Origin of the sequence: Haloarcula halophila (assembly GCF_029278565.1) — an archaeon.
Lineage (GTDB): Archaea > Halobacteriota > Halobacteria > Halobacteriales > Haloarculaceae > Haloarcula > Haloarcula halophila.
The window spans coordinates 1,477,681-1,498,105 of sequence record NZ_CP119559.1 but is presented as its reverse complement, the minus strand read 5'-3'; the positions used below and the strand labels follow the sequence as shown (position 1 = coordinate 1,498,105).

Here is a 20,425-nt window from a genome sequence, read left to right as displayed (position 1 = left end):
GATGAGTTCACAGCAGACACCCAAAGAGATCGGGCAACTCAGCTTCGGGCTGATGGACCCCGAGGAGTACCGAGACATGTCGGCCACGAAGGTAATCACGGCCGATACGTACGACGACGACGGCTTCCCCATCGACATGGGGCTGATGGACCCCCGACTCGGGGTCATCGATCCCGGCCTGGAGTGTAAGACCTGCGGGAAACACTCCGGCTCGTGTAACGGCCACTTCGGGCACATCGAACTGGCCGCGCCGGTGATCCACGTCGGCTTCGCGAAGCTCATCCGACGGCTCCTTCGTGGGACCTGCCGGGACTGTTCGCGGCTCTGTCTCGACGAGAGCGAACGCGAGGAGTTCGGCGAACAGCTCCAGCGGACGCGTGACCTCGGTCGGGACCTCAACGACGTCACCAAGTCGGCGATCCGCCAGGCACGCAAGAAGGACCGCTGTCCGTTCTGTGGCGAGAAGCAGTACGACATCAAACACGAGAAGCCCACGACCTACTACGAGGTCCAGCAGGTGTTGTCCTCGGAGTACCCCGAGCGAATCGCCGCGGCCATGGAGGAGGCCGACGATCCGATCGCGCCGACGGACCTCGCCGAGGAGACGGGCATCGACGCCGAGCGCGTCCAGCAGATCCTCAGCGGCGAGTTCCGCCCCCGACAGGAGGACCGCCGAGCGCTGGAGAAGGCGCTCAACGTCGATCTGACCGAAGAGGACATGAACAAGCTGATGCCCAGCGACATCCGGGACTGGTTCGAGGACATCCCGGACGAGGACATCGAAGTCCTGGGGATGAACCCCGAGCGGTCCCGGCCCGAGTGGATGATCCTCACTGTGCTCCCAGTACCGCCGGTGACGGCCCGTCCCTCGATCACGCTGGACAACGGCCAGCGGTCCGAGGACGACCTCACTCACAAACTGGTCGACATCATCCGCATCAACCAGCGGTTCATGGAGAACCGCGAGGCCGGTGCGCCACAGCTGATCATCGAGGACCTCTGGGAACTGCTGCAGTACCACGTCACCACGTTCATGGACAACGAGATCAGCGGGACGCCGCCGGCGCGACACCGCTCCGGCCGGCCACTGAAGACCCTCTCCCAGCGTCTCAAGGGGAAGGAAGGACGGTTCCGCGGTTCGCTCTCCGGGAAGCGCGTCAACTTCTCCGCCCGGACCGTGATCTCGCCGGACCCGACCCTATCGCTCAACGAGGTCGGCGTTCCCGACCGGGTCGCAAAGGAGATGACCCAGACGATGAACGTCAACGAGCGCAACCTCGACGAGGCCCGCCACTACGTCGCAAACGGCCCCGAGGCCCACCCTGGCGCAAACTACGTCCAGCGGCCGGACGGCCGTCGGCTCAAGGTCACCGAGAAGAACTGCGAGGAACTCGCCGAGAAGGTCGATGCCGGCTGGGAGGTCAGCCGCCACCTCGTCGACGGCGACATCATCGTGTTCAATCGCCAGCCGTCGCTGCACCGGATGTCGATCATGGCTCACGAGGTCGTCGTGATGCCGTACAAGACGTTCCGGCTGAACACGACGGTCTGTCCGCCGTACAACGCCGACTTCGACGGCGACGAGATGAACATGCACGCGCTGCAGAACGAGGAGGCCCGTGCGGAGGCCCGTGTCCTCATGCGCGTGCAGGAACAGATGCTCTCGCCCCGGTTCGGCGAGAACATCATCGGCGCGATTCAGGACCACATCAGCGGGACCTACCTGCTGACCCACACCAACCCGCAGTTCAACGAGACCCAGGCCCTGGACATGCTCCGGGCGACACGTATCGACGAACTGCCCGCCCCCGACGGCGAGGACGAGGCCGGCGAGCCCTACTGGACCGGCCGCTCGCTGTTCTCGGAACTCCTGCCCGACGATCTCAACCTGGACTTCACCTCCTCGGCCGGCGACAACGTCGTCATCGAGGACGGACAGATGGTCTCGGGCACTATCGACGAGGACGCTGTCGGTGCCTTCGGCGGCGAAGTCGTCGACACCATCGCGAAGGACTACTCGAAGACCCGCGCGCGGATCCTGGTCAACGAGATCTCGGCGTTGGCGATGCGGTCGATCATGCACTTCGGGTTCTCCATCAGTATCGACGACGAGTCCATCCCCGCCGAGGCAGAAGAACAGATCAACGACGCGATAGACAACGCCTACAACCGCGTCGAGGAACTCATCGAGACCTACGAGCGGGGCGACCTCGAATCGCTGCCCGGCCGAACGGTCGACGAGACCCTCGAGATGAAGATCATGCAGACGCTGGGCAAGGCACGTGACTCCGCCGGTGACATCGCCGAAGACCACTTCAGCGACGACAACCCGGCCGTCGTGATGGCCGAGTCCGGCGCGCGTGGGTCGATGCTGAACCTCACGCAGATGGCCGGCTGTGTCGGCCAGCAGGCAGTCCGTGGTGAGCGGATCAACCGCGGCTACGAGAACCGCACGCTCTCTCACTTCGAGGAGGACGATCTCTCCTCGGACGCCCACGGCTTCGTGGAGTCCTCCTATCGGTCCGGGCTCGGCCCGAAGGAGTTCTTCTTCCACGCGATGGGTGGCCGCGAGGGGCTGGTCGATACGGCAGTCCGGACCTCCAAGTCCGGCTACCTCCAGCGCCGACTCATCAACGCCCTCTCCGAACTGGAGACGCAGTACGACGGTACCGTCCGGGACACCTCGGATACGATCGTCCAGTTCGAGTTCGGCGAAGACGGGACCTCGCCGGTCAACGTCTCCTCCAGTCAGGAGGGGGCCGCCGTCGACGTCGAGGAGATCGCGGACAACGTCCTGAACGAGGAGTTCGACAGCGAGGAGGAAAAAGAGAGCTTCCTCGGGCAGCGTACCGAACGCACCAACCTCTCGGAACACGCCGACGACTGGTGGATGGCCGAGGGGGACGACTAACATGGTATCCGAAGACATCGAGGCCGTCGTCGAGGACACGGACCTTCCCCGACGGCTCAAAAACGACGTGTACAGCACGATCGAAGAGCGAGCGGTCGACGTCGAGGAGGCCGACCGAATCGCCAAGGCCGTCGAGTCGAAGTACCAGAACACCCGCGTCGACCCGCTCGATCCGGTCGGCACTGTCTCGGCCCAATCGATCGGTGAACCCGGAACGCAGATGACGATGAACACGTTCCACTACGCCGGTGTCGCCGAGATCGACGTGACCCAGGGGCTCCCGCGGCTCATCGAACTGGTCGACGCCCGGAAAACACCGGACACGCCGATGATGACGGTCCATCTGGAGGACGAGTACGCGACCGATCGCGAGCGAGCCCACGAGGTCGTCTGGAAGATCGAGGCCACGAAGATCCTCGCGCTGGGTGACATCTCGACGAACGTCGCCGACATGCTCGTCGAGATCGATCTCAACGAACAGACGCTGTTAGAACGGTGGCCGACCGTCAACGACGTCGACGCGATCGCCGAGGAGATCGCCGACACCATCGAATCCAACCTCGGTGTCACGGCCCGGCAGGTCGGGACCGTCATCGAGTTCGGCCCGGAGGAACCCAGCTACCGGGACCTCCTCCAACTCGTCGAGGAACTGCGGGACATCGTCTTCAAAGGTATCGAGGACATCTCCCGGGTCGTCATCCGCAAGGAGGAGACCGACAGCGGCGAGGAGTTCGTCCTCTACACCGAGGGGTCGGACTTCGGGGAGGTACTCGGTATCGAAGGTGTCGACGCGTCCCGGACGACGTGTAACAACATCCACGAGATCAACGAAGAACTGGGCATCGAGGCGGCCCGCGAGACGCTGATCAACGAGACGATGAACACCCTCGAAGAGCAGGGGCTCGACGACGTGAACGTCCGCCATCTGATGCTGGTCGCGGACATCATGACAAACGAGGGGACAATCGAGTCGATCGGCCGCCACGGCATCTCGGGGTCGAAAGACTCCGTGCTCGCCCGCGCAGCCTTCGAGGTGACGGTCAACCACCTGCTCGACGCCGCCATCCACGGCGAGGTCGACGAACTCGACGGGGTCACCGAGAACGTCATCGTCGGGAAGCCGATCAAGCTCGGGACGGGTGACGTCGACCTCCGGATGGGCGCGAGTCAGGACTGATGCGCGTCGAGCTCTCGGACGACGCGCGACAGCTGGTCGCCCTCTTCGAGGACGAGGCAGCCGTCACCGTCCGGGACTGCGTGATCGACGAGGCTCACGACCAGGTCGTCTACCTGGTGAAACGCGGCGAAATAGCCGACGCCATCGGACCTGGCGGCGAGACTGTCACGACCGTCGAGGAACGGATCGGCCGACCCGTGAAACTGGTCGAGGACGCCGACACCGCCGAGGACTTCGTCGCGAACGCGCTGGCCCCGGCGGCGGTGTACAACGTCACCATCTCGGAGAACGACGACACGATCGCGTACGTCGAGGTCGCACAGGAGGACCGTGGTGCCGCGATCGGCCGCGAGGGCCGGAACATCGACGCGGCGCGACACCTCGCACGACGGCACTACGGGATCGACGGCATCGAGTTGACCTGAGTCCGTTCGGTAGTTCTTTCGCGTCTGGACCCGCCAGCGACGGCCCTATCAGTCGTCGTCGGCCGCTGCCTCGTCGTCGGGCTCGTAACCCCCAGTGTTGCCGTGTTGGGTCGTCTCGACGTCGAACTGTCCCAGTAGCTCCCGGAGGTCGGTCGCCTGGCCGGCCAGCGAGTCGATGCTGTCGCTCACTTCGTTGATCGTCGCCGTCTGCTCCTCTGCCGAGGCAGCGACGTCCTCTGCCTGACCGGCGGTCTCCTCGCTGATCGAGCCGATCTCGTCGACCATCGAGACGGTCTGCTCGGTCGCGGTGGCCTGTTCGTCGGTGGCGGCGTTGATCGACTGTATCCCCTCGTTGACCGCTTCGACGCGGTCGACGATGGCTTCCAGTGACTCGATCGCCCCGTCGACGGTCTCGATCCCCTCGGAGACGCTGTCGCCCATCTCCCGGATGTCGGTCACGGCCTCGCCCGTCGAGGACTGGACCTCCGCGATGACCGTCGAGATCTCCTCGGTGGCCTCGCCGGTCTCCTCGGCCAACTGTTTGATCTCGTCGGCGACGACGGCGAAGCCCTCGCCGGCCTCGCCGGCCCGGGCGGCCTCGATCGAGGCGTTCAGCGCGAGCATGTTCGTCTGCTCGGCGATGTCGTCGATCAGGTCGACGATCTCGCCGATCCGGGTCATCTCCTCGTCGAGGGCCTCGACGCGGTCGATCGTCGTCTCGGCCCGGCGCTCGATGTCGTTCATCACGTCGACGGCGTCCGTCGCGCGAGTGCGCCCGGTCTCACCGATCTCGGCAGCCTCCCGGGAGGTGGTAGCGACCTCGTCGGCCTGGGAGGCGACTTCCTCGATGGTCGCGGAGAGATTCGACATCTCGTCGGAGGCCCGCTGGATGTGCTCGTGTTGGTCGTCGGCGCCGGCGGCGATCTCCTGGACCGACCGGCTGACCCCCTCGCTCGCGTTCTGGACTTCGGTCGCACTGGCGCTGATCTGTTCGGCGGAGTCCTCGACGTCGGCGGCGAACTCCCGGATGTGGACGACGGTCTGGCCCAACTGGGCGACCATCTCGTTGAACGCCGTCGCGATCTCGGCCATCGCCTTGTTGTCGGTGTCCGTGTCGAGTCGCTGTGAGAGGTCGCCGTCGGCGGCGGCACGCATCACTGTCGAGAACTCCTCGGCCTGGCGTTCCAGTGACTCGGCCAGTTCCTCGGCCTCCCGCTGGGCCTGCTCGGCCTCGGTCTTTGCTCGTTCGATGTCGTGGATGAACCCTTCGAGGTCGACCCGCATCTCGTCCAGGGACTCGCCGAGTCGGCCGGGGACCGCCCGATCGAGGACGGGGTCGTCGAACTCCTGTCGAGCCAGCGCGTCGGCTTGGTCGGCGACCGTCTGGAGATACGACGCGATGTCACCGAAGGCGTCTTCGACCTGTCCGATCTCGTCCATCCGGTCGGTGTCCGTGGTGTCGTCGCCGATCCGGCCAGCCGCTAGCGCGTCGGCCCGGTTCGTGACCGCCGCGAGCGATCGACGAATGTCCCGGCCGACGAAGGCCCCGAAGGCGACGAACCCGACGAGCGCGAGGCCGAGCAACGCGAAGATGTTCCGCTGGACGCGGTTCCGGACCGCGAAGGCGTTCTCGACGGGGACTCGCTTGACGAGGACCCAGTTCGTCTCGTCGCTCTCGGTGTAGGCGAACAGCTCACCGCCGCCCTGGACGGTCCCGTTCGTGGTGTTTCGGCTGGCCTGGAGCACCTCGTTCTCGGTGCCGTCGGCGTAGCGGGTCAGGATTCTCGACTCGTTCTCGGCGATCTGTATCTCACCGGCCGGGGACAGCACCTGGGTCTTCCCGCCCTCAATGGTGGACCGGAACTGCGAGCCGCGCGTACTGATGTCGTAGGTGAACACGACCGCCCGCGTGCGGTCGGGGATCTTGCTGGCGAAGGCGATATGATAGTCGCCGTCCCAGCGGAACACCTTCGAGCGGGCGACGTCGTTGCGGCCGTCGAAGACGAGTGTCCCGCGCTCCCAGGCGATCGACATCTCCGAGAGGGTCCTCCCGGTCATCGATTCGTTGGTACTCCGGTCGATCTCGCTGGTCACGAGATTCACCAGATGGATCTCGTCGACGGTTCGGTTCCGCCGTTCCCGTTCGTTCTTGATCGTCGCTTCGATCCGGGTGTCCGTAGCGCCGCTGATGTAGTAGTGATTCGAGAGGAGTCTGGTCGCTTCGCGCTGTTCGCTGACCCACTGATCCAACGCCGCGGCTTCCTGTTCCGTGGCCGTCAGCAGTTCGTCGTTGCGCTGTGTGGTCAGTTCCGCTGCGATGGACCCCTGCGCTACCAGTCCCGCACTGAGGACGACGACGGCGATGACACCGACCGCGAGTGCGAACTTGCGTAAGTAGCTTTTCCGGACCGCAACTGGGAGTAGTGATCGTGCCTTCATTCCTGTCCCGAGTGATTTCCGGATGCTTTCGCGAGGCTGATAGTAAATCCACCCCCCTGGTTATCAGGTGTGAATACGGCTCTCGACGTGCCGGATTCCCGCGCTAGACCACGACACACGCGGTGCGTGCACGGATCGGAAAGAGGAGTCTTAAGTACCTCCGTCGGGTACGAATTCGTACTATGACGAACGGCAAATACGCCGCCCGTAAACTCAAAAAAGACCGCCAGAAGCATCGGTGGTCCGACTCGGATTACGCGCGACGAGAGCGCGGGCTCGGCAAGAAGTCCGATCCGCTTGAGGGTGCGCCTCAGGGTCGTGGCATCGTTCTGGAGAAGGTCGGAATCGAAGCGAAACAGCCCAACTCCGCGATCCGGAAATGCGTGCGGGTGCAGCTGATCAAGAACGGCAAGCAGGTCACCGCCTTCTGTCCCGGTGACGGCGCTATCTCCTTCATCGACGAACACGACGAAGTCACCATCGCCGGGATCGGTGGCGCGAAGGGTCGTGCGATGGGCGACCTCTCCGGTGTCAACTACAAGGTCGAGAAGGTAAACGGCGTCTCGCTGATCGAACTCGTTCGCGGTAACGCAGAGAAACCGGTCCGCTAATCATGAGTACAGAGGATTCCCCCGAGCCGGACGCACCCGGCGCCGACGACGAGACTGCTCGCGCGAAGCTATTCGACGAGTGGGAGGTCACCGACATCGAATACTCCGATCCGTCGACCGAGCGCTACATCACTGTCACGCCCATCGCTCACACGATGGGTCGTCACACCGACAAGCAGTTCAAGAAAAGCGAGATCAGCATCGTCGAACGGCTGATCAACCGTCTGATGCAGACCGACGAGAACACGGGCAAAAAGCAGCTCGCGACCTCGATCGTTCGGGACGCGTTCGATATCGTCCACGAGCGCACCGAAGAGAACCCCGTCCAGGTGCTCGTCAGTGCCGTCGAGCACAGCGCCCCGCGTGAGGAGACTGTCCGCCTGAAGTACGGTGGCATCTCCGTCCCGAAGGCCGTCGACGTCGCTCCCCAGCGCCGCGTCGACCAGGCGCTGAAGTTCATCGCCGAAGGCGTCTACGGCAGTTCGTTCAAGACGACGACCGACGCGTCCGAGGCCCTGGCCCAGCAGCTGATCGGCGCTGCGAACAACGACGTCCAGGCCTACGCCGTCAACCAGAAAGAAGAGAAAGAGCGCGTCGCCGCCGCCGCGCGGTAACCTCGATCGTTTGCTGCCCGCGTCGCGGGCCGTTTCTCGGTTTCGCGAGCCTCTGGTAAACCGCCGGCTATATTTTGGTTGACGAGGGAATGGTCCGCATGGCACAGGAACACGACTCCGTCGAGTTGGTCGGCGACGAGGCAGTCAAACACATCTCGCTCGCGGCGGTCCTCGCGGCGCTGACAGCCGTGTTCGCGTACGTCTCGATCCCGGTTCCGGGACTCCCCGCACCGATCTCGTTTCAGGTGTTCGGCGTCTACTTCGCTGGCCTCCTGCTGGGACCCCGTTGGGGCGGCTTCTCGATCGCGCTCTATCTGCTGGTCGGGATCGCCGGCGCGCCGGTGTTCTCGAACGGCGGCGCGGGGCTCGGCTACGTCCTCGGGCCGACGGGGGGCTACTTGATCGGCTTCCTCGTGGCCGCGGTCGTCATCGGAGCGATCGTCCACCGCCCGTTCGGGAGTATCGCCGACCGTGGTTCGGGGCCTCGACAGCTCTCGGAGGTCTCGGTCGGCGTCCAGGCCGGCGCGCTCGTCGTCGGTCTCGTCGTCATCTACGCCGTCGGCGTGCCGTGGCTGGCCTACGCGGCGGGACTCCCGCCGGTGGAGGCGGCGACGGTCGGTGCCGCGGTGTTTCTCCCGGGTGACGCTATCAAGATCGCCGCGACGCTGGCGCTGGTCCGGGGTGGGGCGCTCGCCCGGCAACAGGCCGTATGATCTCCGTCACCGATCTCGTCCACCGGTTCGGGGACGCCGTCGCTCTCGACCGCGTCTCGCTGACCGTCCCCGACGGGGAGTTTCTCCTGCTGGTCGGCCCGAACGGGAGCGGAAAGACGACGCTCGTCCGCCACTGTAACGCCCTGCTGGAACCCGATTCGGGGACCGTCACCGTCGACGGCGTCGACGTGACCGAGGACCCGGTCGCGGCACGGACGAGCGTCGGGATGGTGTTCCAACACCCCCGCGATCAGTTAGTGGCTGCGACCGTCGGCGCCGACGTGGCCTTCGGCCCGGAGAACCTAGGATTGGAGCGGGCAGAGATCGACCGCCGGGTCACCGAGGCACTGGCGGCCGTCGACCTGGCCGGTCGCGAGGAGGCACGTATCGACGCACTCTCGGGCGGGCAGCAAGCCCGGGTGGCGATCGCCGGAGCGCTGGCGATGGAACCGACCCATCTCGTGCTGGACGAACCCTTCGCCGGCCTGGACCTACGGGCGCGGCGGTCGGTACTCGCGAAACTCGACGAACTCGCCGCCGAGGGGACCAGCGTCGTCGTCGTCACGCACGATCTACGGGACCTCCGGGAGCGGGCGGACCGGATCGTCGCTCTGTCCGAGGGTCGGATCGTCGCCGACGGCGATCCCGAGACGGTCGTGCCCGATCTGGAACCGCTCGGTGTCGACGCGGGATGCTGACCTACGAACCGGGTGCGACGGTGGCCCATCGGCTCGACGCGCGGTCGAAACTCGCCTTCCAGGTGGGGTTCGCCGTCGCCGTCTTCGCCCGACCGACACCGACCCGGCTCGCCGGGCTGGCCGTTCTCGCCGGGGTCGTGCTGACGGCGGGACGGCTCTCGCCGCTGACGGTGCTCCGGAACTACTGGTTCGTCGTCGCTATCCTCGCGCTCGGGCCGCTCTCGGCCGCGGTGGTCCTCGGGTCGCCCTGGCTGGCCCCCGACCGCGCGCTGGTGCCGACAGTCGCGGTGACCCGCGTCCTCCTGGTACTGTTCGTCAGCGCAGCCTACGTCCGGACGACGCCGGTTCGGGCGACGCGGGCCGCCATCCAGCGACACGTCCCCGGCCGCTTCGGCCAGGCGCTCGGTGTCGGCGTCGCGCTCACGTTCCGGTTTCTCCCCGTGCTCCGGCGGGATCTCCTGTCGGTTCAGGACGCGATCCGGGCACGCGGTGGGCAACGGCGCTCCGTCGTCGACCGGGCGCGCCGGATCGCCGTCGTCGGCCTCGCACGAGCGTTGGGGCGTGCCGATCACCTCTCTGTCGCCCTTCGAGCCCGGTGTTTCGCCTGGAACCCGACGCCGCCGGCGATGGCTTTCGGGCGGGGCGATTACCTGGTGGTCACGGCCGCCGTCGCACTCGCGGTCTCGCCGCTGGTCACCGCGTGATCAGTCGGCTGCCTTCGTCCCGCTGGTGGCGTACGCGCGGGTCACGTCGACCAGTGCCTTCCGGAATTCGGAGGCGTCGGGGTCGGGTGACAGCGAAGCGAAATGGCGCTTGAACTCCGCGAGGCTGACGCCCTCGGCGTCGGCGGCCGCCGCGTGCGCGAGATCGTATAACCGGTGGTCGTCGTCGACGAGGTCGTGGCGCTCACACAGTGCGAGCGCGAACGCGGCGTTGACCGCGGTGATCTCGGGATCGGCGGCCGGCGTCAACCTGGCGGTCGGTTCGTCCGGGCCGCGATCGCGTGGTGTCGTCGGGGTCACGTGGTCCCAGCCCGGGGGGTCAGCCGGACGGTCCGCGACTGCCGCGGCCAGACTCGCCTCCAGGAAGGGGACGAGTTTGTCGCCCGGTGCCATCGCCATCCAGACGTCGTCGGCGTAGACATCGCGCATGTGGTTGGCGATCTGGTAGCAGTGGGTGAGTTTCCGCTGTTCGACCGACCGGCCCGCAAGCGCCAGGTAGATCGCCTCCTCTGTCGACTGGGTGTGTGACGGGTGGCCCCGTTCGTGGTGGTGCATGTGTGCGAACTCGTGGAGCGCGAGTTCCCGGGCCATCGCGCTGGTCGCGGCCTGCCGGGAGATCGTCAACAGATGGCCGTCCTCGCTGTGACTCACCCGCGTTCGTTCGTCGGGGTCCTCACGGACCCGGACTGTCACTGGCCGGTCGAGATCGTACTCCGTCGAGAAGAGGTCTTGTGCGCCGAGAAACGGTTCGACCGGCCCGCCCTGTACGTGTAGTTCCATGTGTGTCGTTCACAGGGGATGGGATACCATTAATCCACGGCCGTTCCGTTCTCCACGCTCGGGAAGAAACGATCAGGCCGGAACGGAATACCTCGAATGAGTGAGAGTAGCACGCGTAACTGCCGGAATCAGCCGTCCGGTCGTGGCGAAACACTATCCTTTTGACCCTCCTGTTGATACTCTTCTGTATAATGGGCCGACGTAAGAAAATCGTTCAGGAATGTGAGACACTGATGAACGACCCGGAGTACATCCGGAACATCGCCATCGCTGCTCACGTCGACCACGGGAAGACGACGCTGACTGACAACCTGCTGGCCGGTGCCGGCATGATCTCCGACGACACCGCGGGCGAACAGCTCGCGATGGACACCGAGGAGGACGAGCAGGAACGTGGGATCACCATCGACGCCGCGAACGTCTCGATGACCCACGAGTACGAGGACCAGAACCACCTCATCAACCTCATCGACACGCCGGGCCACGTCGACTTCGGTGGCGACGTGACCCGCGCGATGCGTGCGGTCGACGGTGCGCTCGTCGTCGTCGACGCCGTCGAGGGCGCCATGCCACAGACCGAGACGGTGCTGCGCCAGGCGCTCCGTGAGGGCGTCAAGCCGACCCTGTTCATCAACAAGGTCGACCGCCTCATCTCGGAGCTGCAGGAAGGCCCCGAAGAGATGCAGGAGCGCCTGCTCGCTGTCATCCGTGACGTCAACGAGCTCATCCGCGGGATGACCGAGGAGATGGACGACATCGACGACGACTGGACCGTCTCCGTCGAGGAGGGGACCGTCGGCTTCGGGTCGGCGCTGTACAAGTGGGGCGTCTCGATGCCCTCGATGCAACGCACCGGGATGGACTTCGGCGAGATCATGGAGCTCGAACGCGCCGACAAGCGCCAGGAACTCCACGAGCGCACGCCGCTGTCCGACGTCGTGCTCGACATGGTCTGTGAGCACTTCCCGAACCCCGTCGACGCCCAGCCCCGTCGTGTCCCGCGTATCTGGCGTGGGGACGCGGACTCGGAACTCGCCGACGACATGCGGCTCGTCAACGAGGACGGCGAAGTCGTCCTGATGGTCACCGACATCGGTGTCGACCCCCACGCCGGCGAGATCGCTGCCGGCCGTGTCTTCTCCGGAACCCTGGAGAAGGGCCAGGAGCTGTACGTCTCCGGGACCGCCGGCAAGAACCGCATCCAGAGCGTCGGGATCTACATGGGTGGCGAGCGCGAGGAGGTCGAACACGTCCCCGCCGGCAACATCGCCGCCGTCACCGGCCTCAAAGACGCTATCGCCGGCTCGACCGTTTCGAGCATCGAGATGACTCCCTTCGAGTCTATCGAACACATCTCGGAGCCGGTCATCACGAAGTCCGTCGAGGCACAGAACATGGACGACCTGCCGAAGCTCATCGAGACGCTCCAGCAGGTCGCCAAGGAAGACCCGACGATCCAGGTCGAGATCAACGAGGACACCGGCGAACACCTCATCTCCGGCCAGGGTGAGCTCCACCTGGAGGTCATCGGACAGCGCATCGAGCGCAACCAGGGCATCCCGATCAACACCGGGGAGCCGATCGTCGTCTATCGCGAGGCCCCCCAGTCCAGCTCCCGCGAGGTCGAGGGCCGCTCGCCGAACAACCACAACCGGTTCTACATCACCATCGAGCCGCTCAACGAGGACATCGTCGAGACGATCAAGCTCGGCGAAGCCTCGATGGACATGCCCGAACTGGAGCGCCGTGAGGCTCTCCAGGACGCCGGCATGGACAAGGACACCTCCCAGAACGTCGAACACATCCACGGGACGAACGTCCTCATCGACGACACGAAGGGGATCCAGCACCTCAACGAGACGATGGAACTGGTCATCGAAGGGCTCGAAGAGGCCCTCGACGACGGTCCCCTCGCTGCGGAGCCGGTCCAGGGCTCGCTCATCCGGCTCCACGACGCGCGGCTCCACGAGGACGCCATCCACCGCGGTCCGGCACAGGTCATCCCGGCAGTCCGGGAGGCCGTCCACAACGCACTGATCGACGCCGACATCAAACTGCTGGAGCCGATCCAGCAGGTCCGTATCGACGTACCCAACGATCACATGGGCGCCGCGAGCGGCGAGATCCAGGGCCGTCGTGGCCGCGTCGACGACATGTACCAGGAAGGCGACCTGATGGTCGTCGAGGGCGTCGCGCCCGTCGACGAGATGATCGGCTTCTCCAGTGACATCCGCTCGGCCACCGAGGGCCGTGCCTCCTGGAACACCGAGAACGCCGGCTTCCAGGTCATGGCCGACAACCTCCAGCCCGACAAGATCACCGAGATCCGCACGCGAAAGGGGATGAAGACCGAGCTGCCGGAAGCGATCGACTACTTCTAAGACTCCACTTTCTGGAACGGGAGTTTCCGCGCTCGCTCCGCTCGCTGCGGGAACCCCCGCTGCAAAAAGCTGGGAAAAAGGCGGGACCTCGATTCGTTCGGTCCCGTGAGACCGTGCTCACGATGTTCGCGCGGTACGCTTGTCCCTCCGCAGTCCGACGACTCACTCGGAAACACTGGCCCGCACCGTCGGGGTGAGTTCGGCACACTCGACAGACCGCTACACCTCGCCTCTCTCTTCCCATACGTTTAGGCTCCTCTCGGGCCAACGATCGGTATGAGCCGACTCTACCAACTGGTGGACCTCCTGATCGCGGCGCTGATCGCCGGCACGTCGACGTTTATCTGGCAGTCCATCCTCGGCCCGGCGATCGCGCTGTGGCTCTCGACGCTGTTTGCGGCGATCTACTACTTCTCGCGGAACCCGTGGGGGTCCCCGCGGGGCGAGCAGTTCAACGAGTGGATCGACGACATCTACGAGGAGTTTCTCCCCTAACCGACGATCGAGAGGTACTGTTCGCGGGCGCCGATCTCGGTGTCGACGGGGCCGTCGTAGCGGCTCTCGCCCCGGTCGAAGACGGTGAGTCGGTCGATCAGTCCCTCGAAGGTCCCGACGTGATGGGTGACCGCCAGTACGCTCCGGTCGTCAGTGCAGTCTATCCGCTCGCACGAAACGCTGGGATTCTTATAGCTACCCCCTCTGAGTCACCGACAATGAGCGGAGATACTCCACAGGAGGTGAGCGGGCGATGAGCGACTCGACCGACGAGGTTCGGTCCTACACAGTTCGGCTCGAACTGGTCGACGAGCCGGGTGAACTGTTGCGGGCGCTCGGGCCCATCGCCGACAACGGCGGTAACCTCCTCTCTATCTTCCACGAACGGGGCAATGTCACGCCCCGCGGGCACATCCCCGTGGAGGTCGACATGGAGGCGACCCCCGAACGGTTCGACGGTATCGTCGACGCGTTGCGCGACGCGGGCATCAACGTCATCCAGGCTGGCGCCGAGCGTTACAGCGAGACACTGACGGTCGTCCTCACGGGGCATCTCATCAACACGGACCTCTCGGATACGCTCTCGCGCATCCAGGAGCATACAGACGCGACGGTGACGGACCTCTCGTTGTCGGCGCCCGAAGGGACCGAGGACGCCACCTCCAGCGCACGGATCAGATTGGCGACCGAACAGAACGCGACCGAGTCAGTGATGGAAACGATCAGAGATATCGCGGCCGAAAAGGAGCTACGTGTCATCGAACCACTGGCCGCCGGGGGTGAACTATGAGGCTGGCAGTAATGGGTGCCGGCGCGGTCGGCGGGTCGGTCGTCGAACTCGCGGCCGACTACGGCCACACCGTCACTGCGTTCTCGGACTCACGGAGCGCCGCGATCGATCCGGACGGTCTCGATACGGCGGCCGTTCTGGACCGGAAAGCAACGGACGGCATCGTCGGTGACGAAGCACCCGAAGACGCCCTCCAGGCGCCATACGACGTCCTCGTCGAGGCGACGCCGACGACGCTTGGTGATGCCGAACCCGGTTTCGGCCACCTCAAGACCGCGCTTCAACGGGACCGACACGTGGTCCTCGCGAACAAGGGACCGGTCGCCGAACGGTACGCGGATGTCCGGGAACTCGAAGCGGAAAGCGAGGGGACGGTCCTGTTCGAGGCGACCGTCGGCGGTGCGATGCCGGTCCTCTCGACGATCGACGACTTCGATCCGGAACACATCACCGCGGTCCGGGGAGTCCTCAACGGGACGGCGAACTTCATCCTCTCGCGGATGGCCGCAGAAGGGCTGGGATACGAACACGTTCTCGCGGAGGCCCAGGACCTGGGCGTCGCCGAGGCCGACCCGACGTTCGACGTCGACGGCACCGACGCAGCCTTGAAAGGTGTCATCGTCGCCAACGTCCTGGCCGACGACGGCCGGGAGTACACGCTCGAAGACGCCGAGGTCGAGGGGATCCAGGACATCGCGGGCAGCGCCCTCGAACTCGCCCAAGAGGAGGGGCGGACGATCCGCCTCATCGCCGAAGTCGCCGAGGGAGAGGTCCGCGTCGGCCCCCGACTGGTGCCGGAGAACGCACCGCTTGCGCCGTCGGGGACGCGCAACATCGTCCAACTGGAGACCGAACACGCCGGTCGGCTCAACATCTCCGGTCGCGGTGCCGGTGGCCCTGAAACCGCGAGTGCCGTCCTCGCAGATGTCGGTCGACTCGGGCAGTAGCTATCCGAGAGCTGACCAGTACTGCCTATACGCTTTTGAAACCAGGTGTCGTCATCCGTTTTACCGACGGCCAAGATATGTCGAAGGATCGAACGATCGCCGGATTATAACACCTGTCGCTCTGAGGGAAATTATTATATGCGATCGTGTAGAGTCCGGATATATGGCGACGCAATCAGATACGGTGGTGCCAGGTGCGGAAGCTGACGACGCGGTGTTCGGACTCTCGGCGAACATCGCGGCTGCGATCGGCTACATCCTGTGGCCGATCGCGCTGATCTTCCTCTTCGTCGAGGAAGACGGCAACGAGTTCCTGCGATTCAACGCGGCACAGGCCGTTGCCTTCGGGATCGGTCTGTACGTCTTCCGGTTTGCAGTGGGATTCATAACCGGGTCCTTACCGGGAACAATCGCGCTGCTGGCTGGCCTGATCATGGGCGTGTTCAACCTGGCTATGTTCGTCGCGTTCATCTTCCTGGCGTACAAGGCCTACTCCGAGGAGACCGTCGAACTACCGATCTTTGCCGACATCGCGCGCTCCATCGAGGAAGCGCTGTAGTCCGGGCGAACCGACCACAGACGCATTTTCCAGTGGTGTCATAGGACCCATCCGGGTCTGACTTTCGCGAGAAACGATCCGTGGCGTCCTCTGTCTATCCAGCTCGACGGGACTGCCGTGAGCGTAGCGAACGGGAAGTCGGCGAGGAAACGAACGGAATGAGTTGGGTGGACTCGCCGGGATTGCCTGGTCCGGTCTTTCAGTAGTCCGTCGTTGTCGGCCGCTCTCCAACCCACATCATGACACGTCATGTCGAACCGCACGATAGCGCGGGGATGACGCCTGCTCGCTTTCGAAATGATTTTATGAACCACCGGCTAAAGATTCCGATACAGCGCCCCTGCGCGTGAGATTCAACAATGAGCGACGAACAACACCAGAACCTGGCCATCATCGGCCACGTCGACCACGGAAAGAGCACGCTCGTCGGCCGCCTCCTGTACGAGACAGGATCGGTACCGGAGCACGTCATCGAACAGCACAAGGAAGAAGCAGAAGAGAAGGGCAAGGGCGGCTTCGAGTTCGCCTACGTCATGGACAACCTCGCCGAGGAGCGAGAGCGTGGTGTCACCATCGACATCGCCCACCAGGAGTTCAGCACGGACACCTACGACTTCACCATCGTCGACTGTCCCGGCCACCGTGACTTCGTGAAGAACATGATCACGGGCGCGAGCCAGGCCGACAACGCTGTTCTCGTCGTCGCCGCCGACGACGGTGTTCAGCCCCAGACCCAGGAACACGTCTTCCTGGCCCGAACGCTTGGCATCGGCGAACTCATCGTCGCCGTCAACAAGATGGACCTCGTCGACTACGGCGAGTCCGAGTACAAGCAGGTCGTCGAGGAGGTCAAGGACCTCCTCAACCAGGTCCGCTTCGACACGGAGAACGCGAAGTTCATCCCGGTCTCGGCGTTCGAGGGCGACAACATCGCCAGCGAGTCCGAGCACACGGACTGGTACGACGGCGAGATCCTCATCGAGGCACTCAACGAACTGCCGGCGCCGGAACCGCCGACGGACGCGCCGCTTCGCCTACCGATCCAGGACGTCTACACCATCTCCGGTATCGGGACGGTCCCGGTCGGCCGTGTCGAGACGGGTATCCTGAACACGGGCGACAACGTCTCGTTCCAGCCAAGCGACGTCGGCGGCGAGGTCAAGACCGTCGAGATGCACCACGAGGAAGTCCCGAAGGCCGAGCCCGGTGACAACGTCGGGTTCAACGTCCGTGGCATCGGCAAGGACGACATCCGCCGCGGTGACGTCTGTGGTCCGGCCGACGACCCGCCGTCGGTCGCCGAGACGTTCCAGGCCCAGATCGTCGTCATGCAGCACCCGTCGGTGATCACCGAGGGGTACACGCCGGTCTTCCACGCTCACACGGCACAGGTCGCCTGTACCATCGAGTCCCTGGACCAGAAGATCGACCCCGCCTCCGGCGAGGTCGCCGAGGAGAACCCCGACTTCATCCAGAACGGCGACGCTGCAGTCGTCACGGTTCGTCCGCAGAAGCCGCTCAGCATCGAGCCGTCCGGCGAGATCCCGGAGCTCGGCTCCTTCGCCATCCGCGACATGGGTCAGACCATCGCTGCTGGTAAGGTCCTCAGCGTCAACGAGCGATAACACATGTCCCAGCAGGCACGCGTTCGGCTCGCAGGCACGAGCCCCGACGACCTCGACAACATCTGCGCCGACGTGCGGGAGATCGCCGAGAAGACCGGTGTCGAGCTGTCGGGGCCGGTCCCGCTCCCCACCAAGACGCTGGAAGTCCCCACACGCAAGTCCCCCGACGGTGAAGGGACTGCGACGTGGGAACACTGGGAGATGCGGGTCCACAAGCGGCTGATCGATATCGACGCCGACGAACGGGCACTGCGCCAGCTAATGCGCATCCAGGTGCCCAACGACGTCTCCATCGAGATCGTCCTCGAGGACTGAGCGAAGCGTCAGCTTCGCGAGGGTCGAGGCGCGCCCACAGGGCGTGGCTCGGGACTGATCGTCGCGTCGGCCTCGATATCCGTCCGTGAGGCCGGGTCGCATCCGCACCGAACCGCACGCCGGGACACGTCCACACGCCGTGTGAATCGCTATCGAAGGTCGCCCTCACGCGCAGGGTTTTTACGACCCGGCGTTCGAGAGGCAAACGCGCGGGCTCGTAGATCAGTGGCAGATCGCTTCCTTCGCAAGGAAGAGGCCCCGGGTTCAAATCCCGGCGAGTCCATATCCAGCGTATCACAGTTTTCAGGCCCTCTACCGCTGTCCAGTCGCACCCACAATGAACTCTCCTGGAATCCGTCGTGGACTAGACGCACACCCGTTTCGACCACGGCCGAACCCTTATCTGATATTCAGGCGTATCATGCTGTATGAGCACCGGACGTGAGATCCGTCTCATCGAAGAGGACGATGGCTGGTGGTCGGCGGTAGACGAGGAAACCGGTGTTGCGAGTCAGGGACCGTCACGGACGGCGGCGCTCGAAAACCTCGATGAAGCCATCGAGCTTACCAAGGAAGCGAGAGCCGGGGACACAGCGGCTCCCGAACCCGATGCGCCGTGGTTCGAGGACTCGTGAATGGTCACGAGAGATTTTTCGGGCAGTGAAATCGTCACCGTCCTCCGGAAGTTCGGGTATCGCCACGACCGGACACGCGGTGACCACGCAATTCTCAAGTACACCCATCCCGAGGCTGGCGAGAAACGGACCGTCACCGTACCGCTCCACGACCGACTCCGCGTCGGAACACTGCAGCGCATTGCCGACCAGTGTGGTACGAACGACTTCCACGCGTGGTGTGAGTGGATCGACGAGCATCGGTGAACATCGGTGTCACGGATCGAGCCGAATCCGAACTCACGAGTTGTTCGGTCGGGGTATCCCTGGACCGCACCACAGCGTCGGGGTTAGTCCGAATCTTTCACGCGGCGTGACGAAACCCCGGCGGGTTCATCTAAGACATCTGCTCTCGGGCGTTTCAGCTGTTGTGATCGATCCAGTCGCAGGACGTGTCGAAGTCGTTCGCACCAGCCCCGTTTGCGATGTCTCGCAGTGTCCCGGGTTTGAGTTCGTCGTGGAGCGGCACGGTCACCTGTCGCCTGTCGTCGTCGTTGGTCGGATGGACGTAGTAGAGTTGTGCGTGGTCACCGATTGTTCGTCGCCACTCGAAGCCCCGACGTTGACCAGCACTTTCACGACTTCCATCCCCGAGAAGGTCCGTCGACCCATCTACTGCATGAAATCCGGCAGCTCCGTATCGCCGGTTGTGTTGTCGTCCGGATCGATGCCCAGTTCACGGAGTTCTTCGTCGGTCGGTTCGCGACCGATCTCGCCCTTGTGGAGCGCGACGGCTTCGTCGAGCATCTCGAGCGCGTGCTCGCGAGTCTCGCCCTGGGTCGTGACTCCAGTTTCGACGTCGGTGATGACCCAGTCGTCGCCCTCGCGCCACATCCGAATCTCGTCCTCGTGGTCGGAATCGCCTTCGCGGGTCGAACTGGCCATATAGGACCGTATTGCTCGGTCAGGGGGATAAACGTTCGGCGCTGGCAGGTGTCGGAGGAGCCGCCAGCCGCTGGAACCGACGGTTCAGGTGGAATCGAGCGCGATTTCGCGGTCTATCCAACTCGGCGAGTCCATCCAACTTTCTCGTCCTATCGAACTATCCGGATGAGGGACGCTCGTCGCGTTTAGAAGAACAAGGCCGCTGCGGACTCACAAAACTGGACTCCGGTCCGACCACCGAATCAGTTAGCCACGCTCACGTCTGGTCGGCTTCGGGATTGTTGGTCCGGCGGTACGAGCCGACCATCTTCCAGAGGGTGTCATTGAAGTCGTCGCCGTTCGCTTCGTCCTCGATCTGGCGGTACAGGTTCTCCGGGACTTCGATGCGAGGCATCGGGTGTGTATACTTCGGGAGGGGTTATAAAATCCGTCTGACACGGAATCGAGTAAACAGTTCTCTCGTCTTGCGGTTAGCGATCCACTCCGTAGAGCCATTTCGCCCCGAAGAAGACGAACCACGCCATCCAGACACAGAAGATCGTCAGCCACACGGCGTACTGGACGGTCGGGTTCGGAACGAGGAGATACGCCACCACCAGCAGGCAGCCGACGCTCAGGGCCGCGGCGGCGTCGTAGCGGTCAAGCGGCGGTGGCGTGACCATCG

22 protein-coding genes, 1 tRNA gene and 1 pseudogene are annotated in these 20,425 nt (G+C 64.5%); 18 read left to right on the top strand and 6 right to left on the bottom strand.

Annotation, left to right across the window (positions count from 1 at the left end):
• Window position 1: 1 nt before the first annotated feature.
• The 3 genes from P0204_RS07910 to P0204_RS07900 are packed head-to-tail and all read left to right on the top strand — an operon-like array spanning window position 2 to window position 4,513.
• Window positions 2–2,911, top strand: a complete 2,910-nt coding sequence (locus P0204_RS07910; RefSeq protein WP_276223161.1) for a DNA-directed RNA polymerase subunit A' — start codon at window positions 2–4, stop codon at window positions 2,909–2,911.
• 1 nt (window position 2,912) lies between these two features.
• The gene (rpoA2, locus tag P0204_RS07905) at window positions 2,913–4,088 is read left to right on the top strand and encodes a DNA-directed RNA polymerase subunit A'' (RefSeq protein WP_276223159.1); all 1,176 of its coding nucleotides are present in this window, start codon (window positions 2,913–2,915) and stop codon (window positions 4,086–4,088) included.
• Window positions 4,088–4,513, top strand: a complete 426-nt coding sequence (locus P0204_RS07900) for a NusA-like transcription termination signal-binding factor (RefSeq protein WP_276223157.1) — start codon at window positions 4,088–4,090, stop codon at window positions 4,511–4,513. Before rpoA2 ends, P0204_RS07900 begins: the two co-directional genes overlap by 1 nt.
• 48 nt (window positions 4,514–4,561) lie before the next feature.
• Here P0204_RS07900 and P0204_RS07895 read toward each other — a convergent pair whose 3' ends face one another.
• The gene (locus P0204_RS07895; RefSeq protein WP_276223155.1) at window positions 4,562–6,952 is read right to left on the bottom strand and encodes a methyl-accepting chemotaxis protein; all 2,391 of its coding nucleotides are present in this window, start codon (window positions 6,950–6,952) and stop codon (window positions 4,562–4,564) included.
• Window positions 6,953–7,134: 182 nt separating this feature from the next.
• Here P0204_RS07895 and P0204_RS07890 point away from each other — a divergent pair, with 182 nt between their 5' ends.
• From P0204_RS07890 to P0204_RS07870, 5 genes are all read left to right on the top strand, one after another.
• A complete protein-coding gene (locus tag P0204_RS07890) occupies window positions 7,135–7,563 on the top strand; it encodes a 30S ribosomal protein S12 (RefSeq protein ID WP_276223153.1) in 429 nt (142 codons plus the stop codon).
• A gap of 2 nt (window positions 7,564–7,565) precedes the next feature.
• Window positions 7,566–8,177, top strand: coding sequence for a 30S ribosomal protein S7 (locus P0204_RS07885; protein ID WP_276223151.1), 612 nt, complete (start codon window positions 7,566–7,568; stop codon window positions 8,175–8,177).
• Window positions 8,178–8,275: 98 nt separating this feature from the next.
• Window positions 8,276–8,890, top strand: a complete 615-nt coding sequence (locus tag P0204_RS07880; protein ID WP_276223149.1) for a biotin transporter BioY — start codon at window positions 8,276–8,278, stop codon at window positions 8,888–8,890.
• Entirely contained in the window at window positions 8,887–9,588 is a 702-nt protein-coding gene (locus P0204_RS07875; RefSeq protein ID WP_276223147.1) for an energy-coupling factor ABC transporter ATP-binding protein, read from the top strand. The genes P0204_RS07880 and P0204_RS07875 overlap by 4 nt, the downstream gene beginning before the upstream one ends.
• A complete protein-coding gene (locus P0204_RS07870; protein WP_276223146.1) occupies window positions 9,582–10,292 on the top strand; it encodes an energy-coupling factor transporter transmembrane component T family protein in 711 nt (236 codons plus the stop codon). The genes P0204_RS07875 and P0204_RS07870 overlap by 7 nt, the downstream gene beginning before the upstream one ends.
• Here the strand turns inward: P0204_RS07870 and P0204_RS07865 are convergent, their stop codons facing one another.
• Window positions 10,293–11,090, bottom strand: a complete 798-nt coding sequence (locus P0204_RS07865) for a DUF5781 family protein (protein WP_276223145.1) — start codon at window positions 11,088–11,090, stop codon at window positions 10,293–10,295.
• 191 nt (window positions 11,091–11,281) lie between these two features.
• Here P0204_RS07865 and P0204_RS07860 point away from each other — a divergent pair, with 191 nt between their 5' ends.
• From P0204_RS07860 to P0204_RS07815, 10 genes are all read left to right on the top strand, one after another.
• Window positions 11,282–13,471, top strand: coding sequence for an elongation factor EF-2 (locus tag P0204_RS07860; protein ID WP_276223144.1), 2,190 nt, complete (start codon window positions 11,282–11,284; stop codon window positions 13,469–13,471).
• 276 nt (window positions 13,472–13,747) lie between these two features.
• Complete coding sequence (locus P0204_RS07855) at window positions 13,748–13,966, top strand: hypothetical protein (RefSeq protein WP_276223142.1); 219 nt, start codon at window positions 13,748–13,750, stop codon at window positions 13,964–13,966.
• A gap of 253 nt (window positions 13,967–14,219) precedes the next feature.
• Window positions 14,220–14,756, top strand: a complete 537-nt coding sequence (locus P0204_RS07850) for an amino acid-binding protein (RefSeq protein ID WP_276223140.1) — start codon at window positions 14,220–14,222, stop codon at window positions 14,754–14,756.
• Window positions 14,753–15,703 carry a homoserine dehydrogenase gene (locus tag P0204_RS07845; RefSeq protein WP_276223138.1) on the top strand — a complete coding sequence of 317 codons (951 nt, stop codon included), beginning with the start codon at window positions 14,753–14,755 and terminating at the stop codon, window positions 15,701–15,703. The genes P0204_RS07850 and P0204_RS07845 overlap by 4 nt, the downstream gene beginning before the upstream one ends.
• A 163-nt stretch (window positions 15,704–15,866) precedes the next feature.
• Complete coding sequence (locus tag P0204_RS07840) at window positions 15,867–16,262, top strand: DUF4870 domain-containing protein (protein ID WP_276223136.1); 396 nt, start codon at window positions 15,867–15,869, stop codon at window positions 16,260–16,262.
• Window positions 16,263–16,621: 359 nt separating this feature from the next.
• On the top strand, window positions 16,622–17,887 hold the full coding sequence (tuf, locus tag P0204_RS07835; protein WP_276223134.1) for a translation elongation factor EF-1 subunit alpha: 1,266 nt from the start codon (window positions 16,622–16,624) through the stop codon (window positions 17,885–17,887).
• A gap of 3 nt (window positions 17,888–17,890) precedes the next feature.
• A complete protein-coding gene (gene rpsJ / locus P0204_RS07830) occupies window positions 17,891–18,202 on the top strand; it encodes a 30S ribosomal protein S10 (protein ID WP_276223131.1) in 312 nt (103 codons plus the stop codon).
• A gap of 211 nt (window positions 18,203–18,413) precedes the next feature.
• Window positions 18,414–18,485 (top strand) — tRNA-Ala (locus P0204_RS07825).
• A gap of 145 nt (window positions 18,486–18,630) precedes the next feature.
• Window positions 18,631–18,837 carry a type II toxin-antitoxin system HicB family antitoxin gene (locus P0204_RS07820; protein WP_276223129.1) on the top strand — a complete coding sequence of 69 codons (207 nt, stop codon included), beginning with the start codon at window positions 18,631–18,633 and terminating at the stop codon, window positions 18,835–18,837.
• On the top strand, window positions 18,838–19,083 hold the full coding sequence (locus tag P0204_RS07815; RefSeq protein WP_276223128.1) for a type II toxin-antitoxin system HicA family toxin: 246 nt from the start codon (window positions 18,838–18,840) through the stop codon (window positions 19,081–19,083). It begins immediately after the preceding gene.
• Between the two features lie 154 nt (window positions 19,084–19,237).
• Here the strand turns inward: P0204_RS07815 and P0204_RS07810 are convergent.
• From P0204_RS07810 to P0204_RS07795, 4 genes and pseudogenes are all read right to left on the bottom strand, one after another.
• Window positions 19,238–19,488, bottom strand: a pseudogene (locus P0204_RS07810) (type II toxin-antitoxin system HicA family toxin).
• Entirely contained in the window at window positions 19,489–19,761 is a 273-nt protein-coding gene (locus P0204_RS07805) for a type II toxin-antitoxin system HicB family antitoxin (RefSeq protein ID WP_276223126.1), read from the bottom strand. It lies immediately after the preceding pseudogene.
• 256 nt (window positions 19,762–20,017) lie between these two features.
• Window positions 20,018–20,155 (bottom strand): hypothetical protein, encoded by a 138-nt coding sequence (locus tag P0204_RS07800; RefSeq protein ID WP_276223124.1) that lies wholly within the window; start codon window positions 20,153–20,155, stop codon window positions 20,018–20,020.
• Window positions 20,156–20,231: 76 nt separating this feature from the next.
• Window positions 20,232–20,423, bottom strand: coding sequence for a hypothetical protein (locus tag P0204_RS07795; protein ID WP_276223122.1), 192 nt, complete (start codon window positions 20,421–20,423; stop codon window positions 20,232–20,234).
• Window positions 20,424–20,425: the final 2 nt, after the last annotated feature.